This window comes from Streptomyces sp. NPDC021096, assembly GCF_040641275.1.
Lineage (GTDB): Bacteria > Actinomycetota > Actinomycetes > Streptomycetales > Streptomycetaceae > Streptomyces.
Genome location: NZ_JBFADG010000004.1, coordinates 274,950 through 294,243, shown reverse-complemented (window position 1 = coordinate 294,243; position 19,294 = coordinate 274,950). Strand labels below are relative to the sequence as shown.

General features: G+C 73.9%; 13 protein-coding genes and 1 pseudogene. 12 read left to right on the top strand and 2 right to left on the bottom strand.

The window, feature by feature from the left end; genetic code table 11:
• The first annotated feature begins 68 nt into the window (after positions 1-68).
• Positions 69-3,230, top strand: coding sequence for a beta-N-acetylglucosaminidase domain-containing protein (locus tag AB0G59_RS09890; RefSeq protein ID WP_360909803.1), 3,162 nt, complete (start codon positions 69-71; stop codon positions 3,228-3,230).
• A gap of 72 nt (positions 3,231-3,302) precedes the next feature.
• Here AB0G59_RS09890 and AB0G59_RS09885 read toward each other — a convergent pair whose 3' ends face one another.
• Positions 3,303-3,839, bottom strand: coding sequence for an HNH endonuclease (locus tag AB0G59_RS09885; protein ID WP_071964240.1), 537 nt, complete (start codon positions 3,837-3,839; stop codon positions 3,303-3,305).
• 281 nt (positions 3,840-4,120) lie between these two features.
• Here AB0G59_RS09885 and AB0G59_RS09880 point away from each other — a divergent pair, with 281 nt between their 5' ends.
• A complete protein-coding gene (locus AB0G59_RS09880; RefSeq protein ID WP_360909801.1) occupies positions 4,121-5,215 on the top strand; it encodes a mechanosensitive ion channel family protein in 1,095 nt (364 codons plus the stop codon).
• Positions 5,216-5,279: 64 nt separating this feature from the next.
• Here the strand turns inward: AB0G59_RS09880 and AB0G59_RS09875 are convergent, their stop codons facing one another.
• Positions 5,280-5,783, bottom strand: a complete 504-nt coding sequence (locus AB0G59_RS09875) for an FBP domain-containing protein (protein WP_360909799.1) — start codon at positions 5,781-5,783, stop codon at positions 5,280-5,282.
• Positions 5,784-5,963: 180 nt separating this feature from the next.
• On the opposite strand from AB0G59_RS09875, the gene AB0G59_RS09870 reads away from it, so the two are divergent.
• From AB0G59_RS09870 to AB0G59_RS09825, 10 genes and pseudogenes are all read left to right on the top strand, one after another.
• Positions 5,964-7,163, top strand: coding sequence for an ROK family protein (locus tag AB0G59_RS09870; protein ID WP_360909797.1), 1,200 nt, complete (start codon positions 5,964-5,966; stop codon positions 7,161-7,163).
• Between the two features lie 71 nt (positions 7,164-7,234).
• On the top strand, positions 7,235-8,584 hold the full coding sequence (locus AB0G59_RS09865) for an ABC transporter substrate-binding protein (protein WP_360909795.1): 1,350 nt from the start codon (positions 7,235-7,237) through the stop codon (positions 8,582-8,584).
• A 13-nt stretch (positions 8,585-8,597) separates the two neighbouring features.
• Positions 8,598-9,551 carry a sugar ABC transporter permease gene (locus tag AB0G59_RS09860; RefSeq protein ID WP_360909793.1) on the top strand — a complete coding sequence of 318 codons (954 nt, stop codon included), beginning with the start codon at positions 8,598-8,600 and terminating at the stop codon, positions 9,549-9,551.
• Positions 9,552-9,563: 12 nt separating this feature from the next.
• A pseudogene (locus AB0G59_RS09855) lies at positions 9,564-10,388 on the top strand (carbohydrate ABC transporter permease); the annotation flags it as partial.
• Positions 10,389-10,405: 17 nt separating this feature from the next.
• Positions 10,406-11,659 (top strand): 6-phospho-beta-glucosidase, encoded by a 1,254-nt coding sequence (locus AB0G59_RS09850; RefSeq protein WP_360909791.1) that lies wholly within the window; start codon positions 10,406-10,408, stop codon positions 11,657-11,659.
• Positions 11,650-12,684: a BadF/BadG/BcrA/BcrD ATPase family protein gene (locus AB0G59_RS09845; protein WP_360909789.1), complete on the top strand. Its 1,035-nt coding sequence runs from the start codon at positions 11,650-11,652 to the stop codon at positions 12,682-12,684. Before AB0G59_RS09850 ends, AB0G59_RS09845 begins: the two co-directional genes overlap by 10 nt.
• A gap of 254 nt (positions 12,685-12,938) precedes the next feature.
• Positions 12,939-14,312: a hypothetical protein gene (locus tag AB0G59_RS09840; protein ID WP_360909787.1), complete on the top strand. Its 1,374-nt coding sequence runs from the start codon at positions 12,939-12,941 to the stop codon at positions 14,310-14,312.
• A gap of 17 nt (positions 14,313-14,329) precedes the next feature.
• A complete protein-coding gene (locus AB0G59_RS09835; RefSeq protein WP_360909785.1) occupies positions 14,330-15,292 on the top strand; it encodes a glutamate ABC transporter substrate-binding protein in 963 nt (320 codons plus the stop codon).
• Positions 15,293-15,412: 120 nt separating this feature from the next.
• Positions 15,413-16,738, top strand: coding sequence for a hypothetical protein (locus AB0G59_RS09830; RefSeq protein WP_360909783.1), 1,326 nt, complete (start codon positions 15,413-15,415; stop codon positions 16,736-16,738).
• Positions 16,735-19,293 (top strand): tetratricopeptide repeat protein, encoded by a 2,559-nt coding sequence (locus AB0G59_RS09825; RefSeq protein WP_360909781.1) that lies wholly within the window; start codon positions 16,735-16,737, stop codon positions 19,291-19,293. The genes AB0G59_RS09830 and AB0G59_RS09825 overlap by 4 nt, the downstream gene beginning before the upstream one ends.
• Position 19,294 lies beyond the last annotated feature (1 nt).

Below are 19,294 nucleotides of genomic sequence, written 5' to 3'. Positions count from 1 at the left end.
GTGATGGGCTCGTCGCTCCACGGGAGCGACACCTGGGGGCAGGGCCACCTGGGGGCGAGGAGAGGGCCGTGCGGTTCCTGGGCGAGGACCCCTCGTACGGAGGCTGCGGAAGCGACGGCGCGAGCGGCGCCGATGCCGACGGGACCGCCGGGCGACCCGGCCGTGCCCTGGGCACCGGCAGCCTGGGCCGCCCGGCCGGCGGGCGCCGGCGCGCCGGGGTCACCGTCCTGGCCGCCGCCCTCCTGGGCGGGCTGCTCGGCGGCGGCACCGACGCCCTCGCCGACCCCCGCCCGGGCGACGCCGCCTCCGCCGCCACCGGCTCGCCCGGCACCCCGGACCGCGAGGACGCCGGCGGCCTGCCGCCCGTGTGGCCGCGCCCCCAGTCGGCACACGCCCAGGGCGCGTACGCCCGGGTGGGTGACGAGGTCACCCTGATGGCCGAGCAGGGCACCGACCCGTACACGATCGAGGCGCTGCGCGAGATCCTGCGCGCTCTGGGTGCCCGCAGGGTCGTGGACGCCCAGCCCGGCGGGACCCCGCCGCCGAGCGGGCTGATCGTCTACGCGGGCGGCCGGGCGGCCGAGGACGCCCTGCGCTCGCTCGGCGCCCCGGCCGCGGACGGCCTGCCGCGGGGCGGCTACCGCCTGGCCACCGGGGTGCTCGACGGCCGGCCGGCCGTGGCACTGGCCGGGCCGGACGCGGACGGCCTGTTCCACGCGGCGCAGACGCTGCGGCAGCTGGCGGTGGAGCGCGACGGCGGCCACGCCTTCGCGGGGGCGGTGATCCGCGACTGGCCGGGCACGGCGGTGCGCGGGCTGACCGAGGGCTTCTACGGTCGGCCCTGGTCGCACGAGCAGCGGCTGGCCCAGCTGGACTTCCTGGGCCGCACCAAGCAGAACCGCTATCTCTACGCGCCCGGCGACGACCTCTACCGCCAGGCCCGCTGGCGCGACCCCTACCCCTCGGCCCAGCGCGCCGCGTTCCGGGAGCTGGCCGAGCGCGCCCGCCGCAATCACGTCACGCTCGGCTGGGCCGTCTCGCCCGGGCAGGCGATGTGCTTCTCCTCCGCGTCGGACGTGCGGGCCCTCAAGCGCAAGGCCGACGCGATGTGGGCGCTGGGCGTGCGCGCCTTCCAGCTGCAGTTCGAGGACGTCAGCTACAGCGAGTGGCACTGCGACGCGGACGCGGAGAAGTTCGGCTCGGGCCCGAAGGCCGCGGCGAGGGCCCAGGCGGCGGTCGCCGGGGCGCTGGCGGAGCACCTGGCCGCCAAGGGCCCGGAGGCGGCCCCGCTGTCGCTGCTGCCCACCGAGTACTACCAGGACGGGCGCACCGCCTTCCGGCGGGCGCTGGCCGAGGCGCTCGACGCGCGCGTGGAGGTGGCGTGGACGGGCGTGGGGGTGGTGCCCAAGACCATCACCGGCGGTGAACTGGCCGCCGCCCGTGAGGCCTTCGGGCATCCGCTGATGACCATGGACAACTACCCGGTCAACGACTACGCGCAGGACCGTATCTTCCTCGGGCCCTACACCGGCCGCGAGCCGGCGGTGGCCACGGGCTCGACCGCGCTGCTCGCCAACGCCGCCGCGCAGCCCACCGCTTCCCGTATCCCGCTGTTCACCGCCGCGGACTACGCCTGGAATCCGCGCGGCTACCGCCCCGAGGAGTCCTGGCGGGCGGCGGTCGACGACCTCGCCGGCCGGGGCGCGAGGACGGCCGGGAGCGCGGCCACCCGGGAGGCGCTGCTGGCGCTGGCCGGCAACGACGCCTCGTCGGTGCTGGGCGGCGAGGAGTCGGCGTACCTGCGGCCGCTGCTGGACGACTTCCGCGCGGCCCAGTCCGCGGCGGACCCGGCGCGGCTGACCGAGGCCGCGGACCGGCTGCGCGCGGCGTTCCGCACCATGGCCGACGCGCCCGGCAGGCTCGCGTCGCTGCTGGGGGACGAGGTACGGCCGTGGCTGGAGCAGCTGGGCAGACACGGCGAGGCGGGCCTGCGCGCGGTGGACATGCTCACCGCCCAGGCGCGCGGCGACGGCGCGGCGGCCTGGCGGGCCCAGCTGGACGTGCAGCGGCTGCGCGACCGGATCGCGGCGGGCCGGGCGACGGTCGGCAAGGGCGTCCTCGCCCCCTTCCTCGACGAGGCCCTGGCCAGGGCGAACGGCTGGACCGGCATCGACCGGCCGCTGCGCACCGCCGACGGGGCCACCGACGGCGACCCGGCCACCGTGGTGCTGCCGCGACCGGGCGCCCCCCTGGCCGTGCGCCTGCCCGAGCCGCATCCGCTGACCGTCGTGACGCTGCTCACCGCGCCCGCGCCCGGCGTGAGCGGCACGGTCGAGGCCCACGACGCGGACGGCACCTGGCGGCCGCTGGGGGCGGTGTCCGACAGCGGCTGGACGCAGGTGCCGGGCCAGGGGGTACGGGCCGACGCGCTGCGCGTGGTCTGGGGCGGGAACGGCGCGCCACCCGCCGTGCACGAGTTCAGCCCGTGGTTCGCCGACACCCCCGCGGCCGACGTCGAGCTCACCGGCCGGGAAGCGGACGCGGAGATCGGCGTCCGGCCGGCGTCCGTCGAGGTGCGCATGATCAACCGGCGTCCGGAGACGGTCCGTGAGCGGCTCGCCGTCCGGGCGCCGAAGGGCGTCGCCGTCCGGGCCCCGGCGGAGCTCACCGCGGCGCGCGGGGGCGTGGCCACCGCCCGCATCGAGCTGACGGTGCCGGCGGGCACACCGGCCGGGGTGTTCACGGTGCCGGTCGTCCTGGCCGGGCAGGAGCGGATGCTGACCGTACGGGCGTATCCGCCGTCCGGGGGGCCGAACCTGGCGCGCGGGGCGCGGGCGACGGCCTCGGGCGAGGAGGCCGCCCGCTTCCCGGCCTCGGCCGCCCTCGACGGCGATCCGCACACCCGCTGGTCCTCGCCGCACACCGACGGCGCCTGGTGGCAGCTGGAGCTGGCCCGGCCGGTCCGGCTGGGCCGCCTGGTGCTGCACTGGCAGGAGGCCCACCCCGTCCGCTACCGCGTCCAGGTCTCACCGGACGGCCGCACCTGGCGGGACGCGGCGACGGTCACGGGCGGCAAGGGCGGGGTGGAGTCGGTGCGCATGGACGCGCCGGACGCGCGCTTCGTGCGCGTCCAGGGCGAGAAGCGGGCCACGCGGTTCGGCTACTCGCTGTGGGGCGTGGAGGCGTACGCGGTGCAGGAGGCCTCGAAGGACCCGCGCGGCCCCCGCTGAGACCGGGCCATCGCCATGCGGCGTGCGGCAGGCACGCGACCGGCGCCGCAGACGACGATGGCCCGGTCAGTCTCAGGCGGAAATGCCGTCGATCCGGGCCATCGCGTCCTCCGCGCCGTATGCCTGCAAGTACGGCAGCCAGCGCGGATCCCTATGGCCCGTGCCGATGATCCGCCACGCCAGACCGGACGGCGGCGCCGGCTGATGGCGCAGCCGCCAGCCCAGCTCGGAGACGTGCCGGTCGGCCTTGACGTGATTGCAGCGGCGGCAGGCCGCCACCACGTTCTCCCAGGCGTGCTGGCCGCCGCGGCTGCGCGGGACGACGTGATCGACGCTGGTTGCGACGCCACCGCAGTACGCGCAGCGCCCGCCGTCCCGGGCGAACAGGGCGCGGCGGGTGAGCGGGACGGGGCCCCGAAAGGGCACCCTCACGAAGCGCTTCAGGCGGACGACGCTGGGGGCGGGGATGGTGCAGGTCGCGCTGTGCAGATAGGCGCCGGAGTCCTCGAGGCTGATGGCCTTCTCATTGAGGACGAGTATGAGCGCGCGGCGGAGCGGTACGACGCCGAGCGGCTCGTACGACGCGTTGAGGACCAGGACATGCGGCACGGGTGCCTCCTTGTACGCCGGCGGCGCGTGGCTCGCGCCGGGACGATCTCCTGCAAGTGTCCCCTGGCCCCTGGCAGGAGCGCCACCATCCACGGGTAACGGGTCTCAGGTGTTTTGGAGCACACCTCGGGGCTCACACCGACCAAGCGCAGCCATCTCCGCGCAGGACCCGCCCCATCTCGAACACAACAACGGGGGATCCGCTCTGCCCCGTTAGTGTGGTGGGTCTGCCCGTACCGCTCCACGTCGCGGGTGTAGTCCCACATCGGAGGGTTCCTGCTGTGTTCTGGTCCGCTGCCCTGGCCGCAGACTCGACGCCCCGTCCCTCGTCCCTGGACGAGGCGCAACGGACGGCGAACGACGCCGCGGGCTGGGTCGAAGAGAACTGGTCCGTCTGGCTCAGCAACGGCCTGCGCATCGTCCTGATCATCGTGATCGCGGTCGCCGCGCGGTCGCTGATCCGCCGTGCCATCACCAGACTGATAGCGCGGATGAACCGCACCGCCCAGGCGGTCGACGGCACGGCCCTGGGCAGCCTGCTCGTCAACGCCGAGCGGCGCCGGCAGCGCTCGGAGGCCATCGGCTCGGTGCTGCGCAGCGTCGCCTCGTTCCTGATCATGGGAACGGCGGCCCTGACCGTCCTCTCCGTGCTGAAGATCAACCTTGCGCCGCTGCTGGCCAGCGCGGGTGTGGCCGGTGTCGCCATCGGTTTCGGCGCCCGGAACCTGGTCACCGACTTCCTCTCCGGCGTCTTCATGATCCTCGAGGACCAGTACGGCGTGGGCGACGAGGTCGACGCGGGCGTCGCCACCGGCACGGTCGTCGAGGTGGGCCTGCGCGTGACCAAGCTGCGCGGGGCGAACGGCGCCATCTGGTACGTGCGCAACGGCGAGGTCAAGCGCATCGGCAACCTCAGCCAGGGCTGGTCCATGGCCGAGGTGGACGTCACGCTGCGCTACGACGAGGACCTGGACCGGGCCCGTTCCGTCATCGCCGCCGCCGGCGAGGAGATGGCCAAGGAGACGCCCTGGTCGGAGCGGATCTGGGAGCCGGTCGAGGTCATGGGCCTGGACTCGGTCACCCTGGAGGCGGTGGTCGTGCGGGTGCAGGCCAAGACGATGCCGGGCAACACCGCGGGCGTCGAGCGCGAGCTGCGCTGGCGGATCAAGCGGGCGCTGGACGCGGCGGGCATCCGCATGGGGGCTCCGCTGCCGGGGGCGCTGGAGCAGGAGCTCGACGCCCTGCCCGATCCCTCGGCGGGCGTCGCCGCCCCCTCGGCCCTCAACAACCCCACGTCCCCGCAGGCACAGGCGACCGCGCCGATCCCGCCGATTCCGCCGGCTCCGGTCCCGCCGGGCGCGACGCTCGGCAAGTAGCCGGCCCCGATGCCGTGGAGGGCTCCCTCACCGCCGATGTGGTGAGGGAGCCCTCCGCTTTCCTTCAGTGCTCCTGGAAGACCTTGTCCAGGAACTGGTCCACGTTGACCCGCATCCGCTCCAGCCGCTCGTCGAGCGAGAGCGACTCCTTGTACCGCATCGTCATCACGGGCACCTTCTTGCCACGTACGTACAGCGGGCAGGCGAGGTCCGCGCACATATAGGCGCCGACGGTGTTGCCCTCGCGGCCGGAGACGCCGACCCGGCGGGCCGCCAGCAGGGAGACGCCCGAGCCGGGGTGCGCGGTCAGGCACAGCGAGCACATCGTGGTCTTGGCCAGGCTCCGGGGGCCGCCCTGCGGTACGCGCAGGGTGACACCGGTCAGCCGGCCGTCCCGCTCGGCGACGAGGTAGCCGCGGTCCGGCGCCCCCGGGTCCCGCCAGCCGAGGAAGTCCAGGTCCACCCAGGGGAGATCGGCCAGTCCGCGGGGCAGGCTGATCCTGCGCGCTTCGCCCTTCGAGCAGTTGACGAAAGAGGCGCGTATGGCGTCGTCGCGGAGTGGTTCCATGGGAAGGGAAGCTAACAGTGGGGCGTATCTGACGTCGCGTGATTTTCCGCCCCGGCCGGGCGGCCCACCGGTCCAGACCTATTGACGCCCGCGCTGACGTGCGCATACCTTCTGCAGCAATTGGAAAGTTTCCTTACAGAGCGGCTGTTCACGGACGCCGGCGAAGGGCGGGACGAGGCCATGGCAGGAACCGGGATCCCCGGCACCCCCAGCGTCCTGCGGGCCATGAACGACCGCGCCGCGCTCGAACTGCTCGTCGCCCACGGCCCGCTCACCCGTACCCGCCTGGGCGAGCTGACCGGCCTGTCCAAGCCCACCGCCTCCCAGCTGCTCGCCCGGCTCGCCGCCGCCGGGCTCGTCCGCACCGTCGGCAGCGTCACGGGGCGCCCCGGGCCCAACGCCCAGCTGTACGAGGTCAATCCGGCCATCGCCCACGTCGCCGGTCTCGCCGTCGACAAGCTGGGCATCACGGCCGCCGTCGCCGACATCACCGGCACGGTCGTCGGCGAGCACCGCGTCGCGGCGGTGGCCCTCGACGAGTCGGTCCGCGGCCGCACGACCGAGCTGGTGGCCGAGGCCGTCAGCGGTGCCCTGGCCGCCGCCGGGCTCGCCCCGGACGCCCTGCACCGCACCGTCATCGGCACCCCCGGGGCGCTCGACCCGGCCACCGGCACCCTGCGCTACGCCCCGCACATGCCCGGCTGGCACGCGACGACCCTGCGCGAGGACCTCGCCGAGGCCCTCGGCACGCCCGTCGCCATCGAGAACGACGTCAACCTCGCCGCCGTCGCCGAGCGGCACGCCGGGGCCGCTCAGGACTCCGAGGACTACGTGCTCGTCTGGATCGACGAGGGCGTCGGCGCCGCCGTCGTGCTGGGCGGCCGGCTGCTGCGCGGCGCCACGGGCGGCGCCGGCGAGATCGGCTACATGCCGCTGCCGGGAGCACCGCTCGCCCGCGGCGGCCCACAGGCCACGATCGGGGACGGCGGGGGCGGCTTCCAGCAGCTCGTGGACTACTCCACCGTGCTGCCGCTGGCCCGGGAGCTGGGCATCGAGGCGCCGACCGCGCCCGAGGCGGTGGCCCTCGCGTTGCGGACCGAGGGCGCCGGCGACGCGCTCCTGGCGGAGCTCGCGACCCGCATCGCCTGCGGCCTCGCGGCGGTCGTCGCCGTCGTCGACCCCGCGCTCGTGGTGCTCTCCGGCCAGCTCTGCCAGGCCGGGGGCGAGCGACTGCGCGCCCTCGTCGAGGCGGACATGACCGGGCTCGCCCTGCCCCGGCCGCACCTGCGGCTGAGCACGGTGGAGGGCTCCCCCATCCTCATCGGCGCCCTGCGGACCGCCCTCGCGGACGCCCGCGACACCGTCTTCGACACGGTCTGACCACCGCACGCCCGCCCCTGCCCTCCGGAGCGACACCTCCCCGCCCTCCCCCGTCGGAAAGGACGTTCCGTATGCCCCGAAGCGGACGCCGCGGCTTACCGGCCGCGCTCCTCCCCCTGCTGGTGACGGCGGGCCTGCTGCTCGCCGGCTGCGCGAACCCGAGCACCGGCAGCGACCGGGACGACCCGACCCGGCCGGTCACCCTCCGCTTCTGGCACGGCTGGTCGGAGAAGAACGAGGTCAAGGCGGTCGACGAGGCGATCGCCCGGTTCGAGAGGCGCTACCCCCACATCCGGGTGGAGTCGACGGGCAACGTCACCGACGAGAGCGTCAACCAGGCGCTGCGGGCCGGCGGCGGAAAGGCACCCGACGTCGTCTCCTCCTTCACCACCAACAACGTGGGGCAGTACTGCTCCTCGGGCATGTGGGTCGACCTCGACCCCTTCCTGCGCAGGTCCGGCCTCGACAAGAAGGATGTCTTCCCGAAGACGCTCCTGGACTACACGAGCTACCGGGGAACGCAGTGCGCCCTGCCCCTGCTCGCCGACGCCTACGGGATGTACTACAACCGGGACGCCTTCGAGGAGGCGGGCGTCTCCCGGCCGCCGCGCACCATGTCCGAGTTCAAGGCCGCGGCCGTGAAGCTCACCCGGCGGGCGGAGGACGGCTCGTACCGTCGGGTGGGGTTCATGCCGAACTTCCGCCTGTACGAGAACAGCCCGGACCGGCTCTTCGCCCAGTGGGCGCCGCGCTACTTCGACGACGAGGGCAGCTCCCGCCTCTCCCGGGAGCCCGCGGCGCGGCAGTTCTTCGGCGTGCAGCGGGACCTGATCTCCGCGCTCGGCGGCTACGGCCCGCTGGAGAGGTTCCGCACCACCTTCGGCGACGAGATGTCCTCGCAGAACGCCTTCCTGACCGGGAAGCTCGCCATGCACCTGGACGGCTCCTGGCGCAGCCTGATGCTGGCGAACGCCCGGCCGTCCTTCCGGTGGGCGACCGCGCCCATGCCCGTACCGGACGACCGGCCGGAGACGTACGGGCGCGGCTATCTGACCGGGACGGTCGCGGGCATCGCGCACAGCAGCAAGCACCAGAACGCCGCCTGGGAGCTGGTGAAGTTCCTGACGACCGACACCGATCAGGTCGTCACCTTCGCGAACGCCATCCACAACGTGCCCTCCACCAAGGCCGCGCTCGCCTCGCCCCGGCTCGACGCAGACCCGGCCTTCCGCACCTTCCTCGCCATCGCGCAGAACCGGCACAGCGTCTCCATGCCCCCCTCGGTCAACGGCGGGATGTACATCACCGCCCTCCAGGACTTCGCCTACGACGTCGAGGCCGGCAGGGTCCGCGACCTGGACAAGGGGCTGCGCGCGCTCGACCGGCAGATAGACGACGACACCCTCCAGTCCGCCAACTGACGAAAGCTGCGCCATGGCCCTCCTCCCCACCGCGCCGGCGCTGCGCCGCAAACGCACCCGCGCGCGCCTGCGCACCCTCGGCTTCCTGTCCCCCTGGCTGGTCGGCTTCGGCGTCTTCTTCGGCTACCCGCTGCTCGCCACCGTCTACTTCTCCTTCATGCACTACAACCAGATCCAGGCCCCCACCTTCGTGGGCCTGCGCAACTGGACGTACGTGCTGCGCCAGATGCCGCTGTTCGGGCCCGCCCTGTGGAACACGCTGTGGCTGGTGGTGGTCATGGTGGCGCTGCGGGTCGTCTTCGGGCTGGGCGTCGGACTGCTGATCACCAAGGTCAAGTCGGGCGCCGGCTTCTTCCGCACGGCCTTCTACCTGCCCTATCTCGCCCCGCCCGTGGCAGCGACCGTGGCCTTCGTCTTCCTGCTCAACCCGGGGACGGGGCCGGTCAACGAGATCCTCTCCGCGGTCGGGGTGCCCGCGCCGAACTGGTTCAACGACCCCGCCTGGGCCAAGCCCTCGCTGGTCCTGCTGTCGCTGTGGGGCATCGGCGACCTCATGGTGATCTTCATGGCGGCGCTGCTGGACGTGCCCAAGGAGCAGTACGAGGCCGCCGAGCTCGACGGCGCCGGCCGCCTGGCGACGTTCCGCTATGTCACCTGGCCGTCGATCACCCCGATCGTGATGTTCGCGGTCGTGACGGGGGTGGTGCAGACGATGCAGTACTACACCCAGGCGCTCGTCGCCGGGAAGCTCGCCTCCGGCATCAGCGTCGGCCCGGGCTCGGTGATCCAGCCCGGCTATCCCGACCACTCCACCCTCACGGTGCCGCAGCTCGTCTACTCCCTGGGCTTCCAGAACTTCAACACCGGCGCCGCGTGCGTCCTCTCGCTCGTGCTCTTCGTCATCGCCATGGCCGTGACCTCGCTGCTGATGCGCAAGGGCGCCGGCCTGCTGAGGGCGGAGGACTGAGCCGTGCCGACCCGCAAGCGTGCCCTGCACTGGATAGCCGTGCACACCACGGCCGTCGCCGCCGCACTCTTCTTCGTCCTGCCCTTCGTCTTCGTCCTCCTGACCTCCGTCATGAGCGACGAACAGGCGATGAGCGGCGAACTGTGGCCCCACGAATGGCACTGGTCCAATTACGCCGACGTCTTCAACACGCCAGGATTCACCCGCTGGTGGCGCAATTCGCTGCTGTACGCGGGGCTCGGCACCCTCTTCACCGTCTGCTCGTCCCTGCCGGTCGCCTACGCGCTCGCGAAATTCCGGTTCCGCGGCCGGCGCCCGGCGCTGTTGCTGGTGATCTCCACGATGATGCTGCCGCCGCAGGTCGTCGTCGTCCCGATGTATCTGGTGTGGGCGCAGCAGCTGCATCTTTCGGGGTCGCTGTGGCCCCTGATCATTCCGATGGCGTTCGGCGACGCGTACTCCATCTTCCTGCTGCGGCAGTTCCTGCTCACCATTCCCGGCGAATACCTGGAGCAGGCGAAGATCGACGGCTGCGGCGAGCTGCGCACGCTCCTGCGCATCGTCGTGCCGATGGCCAGGCCGGGCATCGCCGCGGTCGCGCTGTTTCAGTTCTTCTACTGCTGGAACGATTACTTCGGGCCGCAGATCTACGCGGCCCAGAATCCGGGCGCGTGGACCCTCGCGTACGGCCTGGAGTCGTTCAAGAGTGCGCACGACGTCAACTGGAATCTCACCATGGCCGCGACCGTCCTGGTCATGGCCCCCGTCGTCATCGTTTTCTTCTTCGCTCAGAAGGCCTTCGTCGAAGGCGTCACCCTCACCGGAGTAAAGGGCTGATTTCCCATGGGGCTCGTATGAAACTCGCTGTGGTCGGCGGAGGCTCGACCTACACCCCCGAACTCGTCGACGGCTTCGCGCGCCTGCGCGAGGTGCTGCCGGTGCGGGAGCTGGTGCTGATCGACCCGGACGCCGGCCGGCTGGAGCTGGTCGGCGCCCTGGCCCGGCGCATCTTCGCCAAGCAGGGCCACCCCGGGCGGATCACCTGGACCGCCGACCTCGACGCGGGCGTGGACGGGGCGCACGCCGTGCTGCTCCAGCTGCGCGTGGGCGGGCAGGCGGCCCGCGAGCAGGACGAGACCTGGCCGCTGGAGTGCGGCTGCGTCGGGCAGGAGACCACGGGCGCGGGCGGCCTGGCCAAGGCGCTGCGGACGGTGCCGGTGGTCCTGGACATCGCCGAGCGGGTGCGGCGCCGCAACCCCGACGCGTGGATCGTGGACTTCACCAACCCGGTCGGGATCGTCACACGGGCCCTGCTGACGGCCGGGCACCGGGCGGTCGGCCTGTGCAACGTGGCCATCGGCTTCCAGCGCAAGTTCGCCCGGCTCCTGGGGGTGGCGCCGCAGGAGGTGTCGCTGGAGCACGTGGGCCTGAACCACCTCACGTGGGAGCGGGCCGTGCACGTGGGCGGCCGGGACGTGCTGCCGGAGCTGCTCGCCGCGCACGGCGAGGCGATCGCGGCGGACCTGCGGATGCCGCGCGGGCTGCTGGACCGGCTGGGCGTCGTGCCCTCGTACTACCTGCGCTACTTCTACCAGCACGACGCGGTCGTACGGGAGTTGCGCACCAAGCCCTCGCGGGCCGCCGAGGTGGCGGAGATGGAGCGGCGGCTGCTGGCGATGTACGGCGACCCGGCGCTGGAGGAGAAGCCGGAGCTGCTGGGCGAGCGGGGCGGGGCCTTCTACTCGGAGGCCGCCGTGGCGCTCACCTCCTCGCTGCTGGCCGACACCGGTGACGTCCAGGTGGTCAACGCCCTCAACGGCGGCACCCTGCCCTTCCTCCCCGACGACGCGGTGATCGAGGTGCCGGCGAGGGTGGACGCCCAGGGAGCGCATCCCCTACCGGTGCGCCCCCTGGAACCGCTGTACGCCGGGCTGGTCGCCAGTGTCACGGCCTACGAGCGTTTGGCGCTGGAAGCCGCTCTGAAGGGCGGACGGGACCGCGTGTTCGAGGCGCTGCTGGCGCATCCGCTGATCGGGCAGATCGAGTACGCGGACCGGCTGACCGACGAGCTCGTCGCGCACAACAGGGAGCACCTCGCGTGGGCCTGAACCACCGGCCCCACGGGGACCTGATCGTGGCGGTCGACGCCGGCAACAGCAAGACCGACGTGGCCGTCGTCGGCCGTGACGGCACGGTCTTCGGCACGGCCCGCGGCGGTGGCTTCCAGCCGCAGACGGTGGGCGTCGAGCGCGCGGTCGACGTCCTGCAGTCGGCCGTCGCCGAGGCCGCCTCCGATGCGCTCCGGGAGCTCCATCCGCCGCTGCTGCTCGACCATTTCTCCGCCTGTCTGGCCAACGCCGACTTTCCCGAGGAGGAGGTGCTGCTGGCGGCCGAGATCGCACGCCGGAACCGGTCGGAGGACCCCTCGGACCCGGGCCCCACCGTCGAGGTGGCCAACGACACCTTCGCCCTGCTGCGCGCGGGACTGCCCGACGGGGGCGAACCGACGGGCGTCGCCGTGGTGTGCGGCGCGGGGATCAACTGCTCGGGGCTGGCCCCCGGCGGCCGCAGCGCCCGCTTCGCCTCGGTCGGCCGGATCTCGGGCGACTGGGGCGGGGGCGGGCATCTGGCCGAGGAGGCGCTGTGGTGGGCCGCCAGGGCCGAGGACGGACGCGGCGAGGCGACGGCCCTGGCGCGTGAACTGCCCGCCCACTTCGGGCTGTCCAGCATGCTGGAGCTGATCGAGGCCCTGCACCTGGGGCGGATCGGAGGGGAGCGCCGGCACGAGCTGGGCCCGCTGCTCTTCGCCGTGGCCGCGGCCGGGGACGCGGTGGCCCGCGCGATCATCGAGCGGCAGGCGGAGGAGGTCGTGGCCATGGCGGCGGCCGCGCTCGGCCGGCTGGGCCTGCTGGACGCGCCGGTGCCGGTCATCCTGGGCGGCGGCGTGCTCACGGCCCGCCACCCGCTGCTGCACGACCGCGTCGTGGAGCTGCTGGCCGGGCGGGCGCCCCGGGCCGTACCCCACGTCGTCGTGGCGCCGCCCGTGCTGGGCGCCGCGCTGCTGGGCCTGGACCGTACGGCGGCGCCCCCCGCCGCGTACGCGCGCCTGCGCGCCCACTACGCACGCGGGTGAGGGATCCGGGGCGGGGTTGAGCGCCCCCTCCGGATTTCCGGGCACTTCGGGTCGTACGGGAACCGAACAGGCGCCGCCGGACGTGAAGGGGAGGGAAGGCCGGCGCGGACACCCGATGAAGATCGCGATCCGAACAAGATCAAGGCACGATGGGTGTGTTTGTCAGTCCCTGCGGCCATACTGCTGGCCGGGCACCTGTTCCCCCACCGCTGTCGGGGTGACGGGTCGCCGCCGGCGACCAAGGGGGGGGTCACGTGTCACCACCGCAGGCGGATCCGGCCGCGCGGCGCACCGCGTGGCACGAGAGCCTGGAGCGGCTGAGAGCCTCGGCCACGACCGAACCGGGCCGGCTGCGCATCATCGGAGCCGTACTGGCCGCCCTGCTGGTGGCGTTCGGGGCCGTCACCGTCTGGCAGGTCACCGACCGGGCCACGGCCGCGGACGCCGTCGTCGGCCACAGCCAGCCACTGAGCGCCGACGCCGCGGACATCTACCGCTCCCTCGCCGACGCCGACACCGCCGCCGCCGGAGGGTTCCTCGCCGGCGGACAGGAGCCGCGAGCCGTCCGCCAGCGGTACGAGAAGGACATCGCCCTCGCCTCCCGGCTGCTGGTGAAGGCCGCCGCCAACACCGACGCCTCGGACCCGGCCGGCCCCCAGATAGCCAAGCTCAACGAACAACTTCCCGTCTACACCGGCCTGGTGGAGTCCGCCCGCGTCAACAACCGTCAGGGGCTCCCGCTGGGCGGCGCCTATCTGCGGTACGCCAGCGAGCGGATGCGCGAGGAGCTGCTGCCTGCCGCCCGCGCGCTGTACGAGACCGAGACCGGCCGCCTCGGCTCCGACTACGGCCACGCCAAGGCCCTGCCCTGGCCCGCGTTCGCCACCGGGGTCATAGCCATCGGCGCGCTGGGCTGGGCGCAGCGCCGCAACTACCTGCGCACCCACCGCGTTCTCAACCACGGCCTGCTGGCCTCGACCGCAGCCGCCACGGTGCTGCTGCTGTGGCTGGTCGTCGGGCACGGCCTGGCCCGTGCGGGGCTGAGCGACTCCTACGAGCACGGGGCCCGGTCGCTGCAGGTGCTCAACCAGGCCCGGATCGCGGCGCTCCAGGCGCGGGGCGACGAGAGCCTCACGCTCGTGGCGCGCGGCGCGGTGCTCACGCCGGACGGCTCCGACGCGTACGAGGCGAGCTACCGGCAGGGCATGCGCAAGCTCGTCGGGGGCGACGGCGTCGCCTCCTCCGCGCCCGGCGAGGGCAGCCTGCTGGAGCGGGCGCGGTCGCTGGCGGACGGCTCGGCGGGCCGTGACCCGGTGGCCGGGGCGATCGAGGGCGTGCGGGAGTGGCAGCAGCGGCACCGCGACGCCCGGGCCTCCGACGACAGCGGGTACTACGAACGGGCGCTGCCGAAGGTGATCGGCGAGAAGGGCAGTACCGGCGAATCGTTCGACCGGGTGGACACCGGGCTGCGGCGCGCCCTGGCACAGGAGCAGGGCGAGTTCCGGCAGGCGGCGGACGACGGGCGCGGCGCGCTCGCCGGGCTGACCGTGGGCGCCGTCGTGCTGGCCGTCCTGGGGGCGGCGGGCGCGGTGCTCGGCATCGGGCGCAGGCTGTCGGAGTACCGGTGACAGGGGGAGGCGGGCGCATGCGGGGACGGGCCGGGGCACGGTTGCGGGCGACGGCGGGTGCCGTCGTCTGCGCGCTGGCCGTGGCAGGCGTCGCGGCGCTGTCGCCGTCGTCGGCGCCGCGCCATACGGACCGGGTGTATCCGGCCGCGGCGGGGACGGCCGCCAGGGTGCCGGCGAAGTGCGCCTCGCCGGAGGCGAGCCTGCGGCCGTCGACCGCCGACGGACCGGCCGTGCAGCGCATCAAGAACCGCGGCCGGCTCATCGCCGGCGTCGACCAGAACAGCTACCGCTGGGGCTATCGCGACCCGGCCACCCGCGAGCTCAGCGGCTTCGACATCGACCTCGTGCGGGCCATCGCCAAGGCCGTCCTCGGCGACCCCGACAAGGTCACCTTTCTGGCGATCCCCACGAACCAGCGCATACCCGCCCTGGAAAAGGGCAAGGTGGACATCATCGCGCGCACGATGACCATCAACTGTGACCGGATCAAGCAAGTCGCCTTCTCCACGGCCTACTTCGAGGCCGGACAGCAGGTGCTGGCCCCCAAGGGTTCACCGGTCACGGCGTTCGACGACACCTTGAAGGGGAAGAAAGTCTGTACGGCCAAGGGATCCACGGGCGAGAGCGAGCTGAAGCACGAGTCGCACGGCGCCGAGGTGCTGACCGTGCCCAATCAGCTCGACTGCCTCGTGCGGCTCCAGCTGGGCCGGGTCGACGCGGTGGTCACCGACAGCGCCCTGGCCGCCGGACAGGCGGCCCAGGACCCGTCCGTGCGACTGGTCGGCAAACCGTTCACCACCGAGTCCTACGGCGTGGCGATGAACCTCGGGGACACGGACCTGGTACGCCGGGTCAACGCAGTACTGGACGACTACCGCCGGGGCGGCGACCAGAGCCCGTGGATGCAGGCCTACCGCAAGTGGCTGGAGCACGACCTGAGGGACATCACCGCCCCTCCGGAGCCGAAGTACAGGGACTGAGGGGACACGAAGGACTGACGGCACACCGAGAGCTGACGGAGGACCCGGCACAAGGGCCGGCAAGGACTACCGTTCACAGCGTTCGTGCGCGGCGCGGGCCGCGGACAGGAGAGGGGATCGATGGCGGTCGCGGGGCCCACCGGGCCGGCCTTGAGCCGCGAGGAGGTGGACCGTGCGCTGACGAGGCTCGGCGCGGAGCACGAGGCCGTCGAGTCCTCGCTGCTCGCCCTCCAGGACCACGCGGGCCGGCGCCTGCTGGAGGGGGCGGAGCTGACCGGCGCCACCAAGAGCCGGTGGGCGGTCACCGAACAGCTCATCACCCAGCTGTGGGTGTACTTCGACGCCTACACCGACGCCCTGGAGGCGGCCCGTGAGCTGCGCGCCCGGCGCCGCTGGCCCACCCCGGGCGAGCTGTCGGACCTCACCGACCTGCTGTGCGGCGCAGGCCTGACCCTGCCCGCCGGCCCGCCGACGGCCACGCTGGCGGCCCTGGGCGGACCCGCGCGGCTCAGCGAGCGGCTGAGCCTGCAGGACCTGCTGGACCGGATGAACGGCTGGTACGCCCAGGCCCTGGACGTGGTCGTCATGGCCGACGCCGTCTGGTCCGCGCTGCCGGCCCGCATCGACCTGCTCGCCGCCGAGCTGCGGCGCACCCGGTCGCTGGCCCACTCGGTGGGCGTGCGGCCGGGCGAGCACCCCGCCGGCGACGACCTCGAGCAGATCACCGACGAGCTGACCGCGCTGCGGTGCGAGGTGATATCGGATCCGCTCGCGTTCTGGGCGGGCGCCTCCCCCAGCTCCGCGCCCGGCGGGGGCCGCCCCGACACCGACCGCTACGACCGTGCGGCCCGCGCCCTGGACGAGGTGCGGCGGGAGGTCGAGGCCGTCCTGGACGTCCGCCAGGACGCCGAGCAGCGGCTGATGCGCGTCCGGGACGTGCTCTCGCGCGCCGACCGCACCCTGGGCGAGGCCCGGCAGGCCCGCGTCGAGGTCCTGTCGAAGATCGCCGCGTCCGAGGTGCCGGCCGTCTCCGGCCCGCCGACCGCGCTCTACGAACAGCTGTCGGTGGCCTCGGAGCACCGCAGACGGGCGCAGTGGCACCGGCTCTCCCCGCTCCTGGAGGGCCTGGAGCAGCGTGCCGAGGAGGAGTTGCTGCGCGCCCGCGAGTCGCTGACGGCGGTGACCGCGCCGCTGGCCGTGCGGGCGGAGCTGCGCGGCCGCCTCGACGCCTACAAGGCGAAGGCGTCCCGGCTGGGGCTGGCCGAGGACCCGTTCCTGATCGAGCGGTACGACGTGGCGCGCCGCATGCTGTGGAGCGCGCCCTGCGATCTGTTCGCCGCGGAACAGGCCGTCCTGCGCTTCCAGCAGGCCGTGGCCGGGGCCCTGGCCCCGCCGTCCGCCGGCTCCGCCGTCGCGGAGACCGCCGACCGCAGGGGGGACGCATGACGGGAACCAGCTGCCAGCGGCCGGACTGCGCCGGCGCCTACGAGGACGTCGGCAGCGGCGAGCTGTACTGCGACACCTGCGGGCTCGCCCCGGTCGTCTCGCCGGGCGGCCTTCTCGCCTCGCCGGCCACCGGGGTCACCCGGGCGGGCGGGCGGGGCGCTTCGTCGCCGGACAGCGCGGGCAGCGGCGGCTCCGCGGGGTCCGGTTTGGGCTCCTCCTCCGGGTCCTCCTCCCGTTCGTCGCGCTCCTCGGGTTCCTCGGGCTCGCGCCGGTCGGTGTCGGGGCGGCTGTCCCGCTCGCTGGCCGGCGGCTCCGGGAGCACCGCCGCGGTGTCGGTGCGCAGCCGGCCCTCCGGCGCCCCCGCGTCCGGGCGCAACAAGCTGGGCGCGGGCCTGGTCAGCATGCCGGGCGTGCCCCGGCCCGAGCCGCGCTCGGCGGTGCTGGAGAACCCGGAGGTGCCCGAGCGCAAGCGGTTCTGCAGCAAGAGCGACTGCGGCGCGCCCGTGGGCCGTTCGCGTGCCGACCGGCCGGGGCGCACGGAGGGCTTCTGCACCAAGTGCGGCCACCCCTACTCCTTCGTACCCAAGCTGCACCCGGGGGACGTGGTGCACGGCCAGTACGAGGTGGCGGGCTGTCTGGCGCACGGCGGGCTCGGCTGGATCTATCTGGCGATCGACCGTGCGGTCTCCGACCGCTGGGTGGTCCTCAAGGGCCTGCTGGACACGGGCGACGAGGACGCGCTGGCGGCCGCGGTCTCCGAGCGCCGCTTCCTCGCCGAGATCGAGCACTCGAACATCGTGCGCATCTACAACTTCGTCGAGCACCTGGACCTGCGCACCGGCAGCCTCGACGGCTACATCGTCATGGAGTACGTCGGCGGCAAGTCGCTCAAGGAGATCGCCAACGAGCGGCGCACGCCCGACGGCCGTCGCGATCCCCTGCCGGTGGAGCGGGCGTGCGCGTACGGCATCGAGGCCCTGGAGGCGCTCGCCCATCTACACAGCCGCAATCTGCTGTACTGCGACTTCAAGGTCGACAACGCCATTCAGCAGCAGGACCAGCTCAAACTGATCGACATGGGCGCGGTCCGCAGGATGGACGACCACGACAGCCCGATCTACGGCACGGTCGGCTACCAGGCCCCCGAGGTCGCCGAGGTGGGCCCGTCCGTCGCCTCCGACCTCTACACGGTGGCGCGCACCCTCGCCGTGCTCACCTTCGACTTCCAGGGCTATACGAACGTCTTCGCGGACAGCCTGCCCGACCCGGAGAACATCGACGTCTTCTCCCGCTACGAGTCCTTCTACCGGCTGCTCGTGCGGGCCACCGACCCCGATCCGGCGCGCCGGTTCGGCTCCGCCGACGAGATGGCGGACCAGCTGACGGGCGTGCTGCGGGAGGTCGTGGCGCTGCAGACGGGCACGCCGCGGCCCGCGGTGTCCACGCTGTTCGGCCCCGAGCCGCGGGTGGTGGACACCGTCCTGTTCGCGGCGGGGGGCGAGGACGTCTCCGTGCTGGGCGCCCGGCGGCCGGGTGGCCGCAGGGCGGGCAGAACGACCGGGGCCGCCGCGCCGCCGTCGCCCGCCCGGCCGGCCGTGGCCACCGTCGCCCCCCTCGACGCCCGGGCCACCGCCCTGGCCCTGCCGCTGCCCCGCATCGACGCGGCCGACCCCAACGCGGGCTTCCTCGCCGGGCTGCTCGCCTCCCAGCCCGCCGAGCTCCACACCGCCCTGCAGGCGGCGCCGACGGACTCGGCGGAGCTGCGGCTGCGCCGCGTGCGGGCCCAGCTGGAGCTCGGCGAGGACGGCCCCGCGGACCGGGCCATCGCCGCGCTGGAGGCCGCGCGTCCGGACGACTGGCGCACCATCTGGTACCGGGGCGTCCACGCGCTGGCCGTGGGCGACCACGAACGCGCCGCGCTGTCCTTCGACGCCGTCTACGACGCGTTCCCGGGCGAGCCCGCGCCGAAGCTGGCGCTCGGCGTGTGCGCGGAGGTCCTGGGCCAGCTGGACAACGCCGCGGAGTACTACCGTCTGGTGTGGGCCACCGACCCGAGCTTCGTCAGCGCCGCCTTCGCGCTGGCCCGGGTGCGGCTGGCCACGGGGGACCGCGCCGGCGCGGTGCGGGCGCTGGAGTCCGTACCGGAAGCCTCCATCCACTACACCGCGGCGCGGGTCGCGGCGGTACGGGCCCGGCTGCGGCAGCGGTCCGCGCACGACGCGCTGCTGGCCGATCTGCGGGCCGCCGCCGGGCAGGTGGAGCGGCTCGCGGACTTCGGGCTGGACGCGGTGCGGCGCGAGCGGCTGTCGACGGAGGTGCTGGGCACCGCGCTGGACTGGGTGCTCTCCGGCGGGCAGGGCGCGCCGGGCGGCCCCGGCGCCGTGGCCGCGCCCCCGGGCCCGGCGGTGCTGCTGGGCAGCCCGCTGGACGAGCGGGGCCTGCGGTTCGGGCTGGAGCGCTCGTACCGCGTGCTCGCGCGCCTGGCCCAGCGCGGTGAGGAACGGATCGAACTGGTGGAACGGGCCAACCGTTACCGCCCCAGGACATGGGTGTGAT

Bases quoted from the DNA above. Each gene is read 5' to 3' on its own strand.
- AB0G59_RS09875 (WP_360909799.1), bottom strand. From the start codon at position 5,783: ATGGAACCACTCCGCGACGACGCCATACGCGCCTCTTTCGTCAACTGC.
- AB0G59_RS09870 (WP_360909797.1), top strand. From the start codon at position 5,964: ATGGCAGGAACCGGGATCCCCGGCACCCCCAGCGTCCTGCGGGCCATG.
- AB0G59_RS09865 (WP_360909795.1), top strand. From the start codon at position 7,235: ATGCCCCGAAGCGGACGCCGCGGCTTACCGGCCGCGCTCCTCCCCCTG.
- AB0G59_RS09860 (WP_360909793.1), top strand. From the start codon at position 8,598: ATGGCCCTCCTCCCCACCGCGCCGGCGCTGCGCCGCAAACGCACCCGC.
- AB0G59_RS09850 (WP_360909791.1), top strand. From the start codon at position 10,406: ATGAAACTCGCTGTGGTCGGCGGAGGCTCGACCTACACCCCCGAACTC.
- AB0G59_RS09835 (WP_360909785.1), top strand. From the start codon at position 14,330: ATGCGGGGACGGGCCGGGGCACGGTTGCGGGCGACGGCGGGTGCCGTC.
- AB0G59_RS09830 (WP_360909783.1), top strand. From the start codon at position 15,413: ATGGCGGTCGCGGGGCCCACCGGGCCGGCCTTGAGCCGCGAGGAGGTG.
- AB0G59_RS09825 (WP_360909781.1), top strand. From the start codon at position 16,735: ATGACGGGAACCAGCTGCCAGCGGCCGGACTGCGCCGGCGCCTACGAG.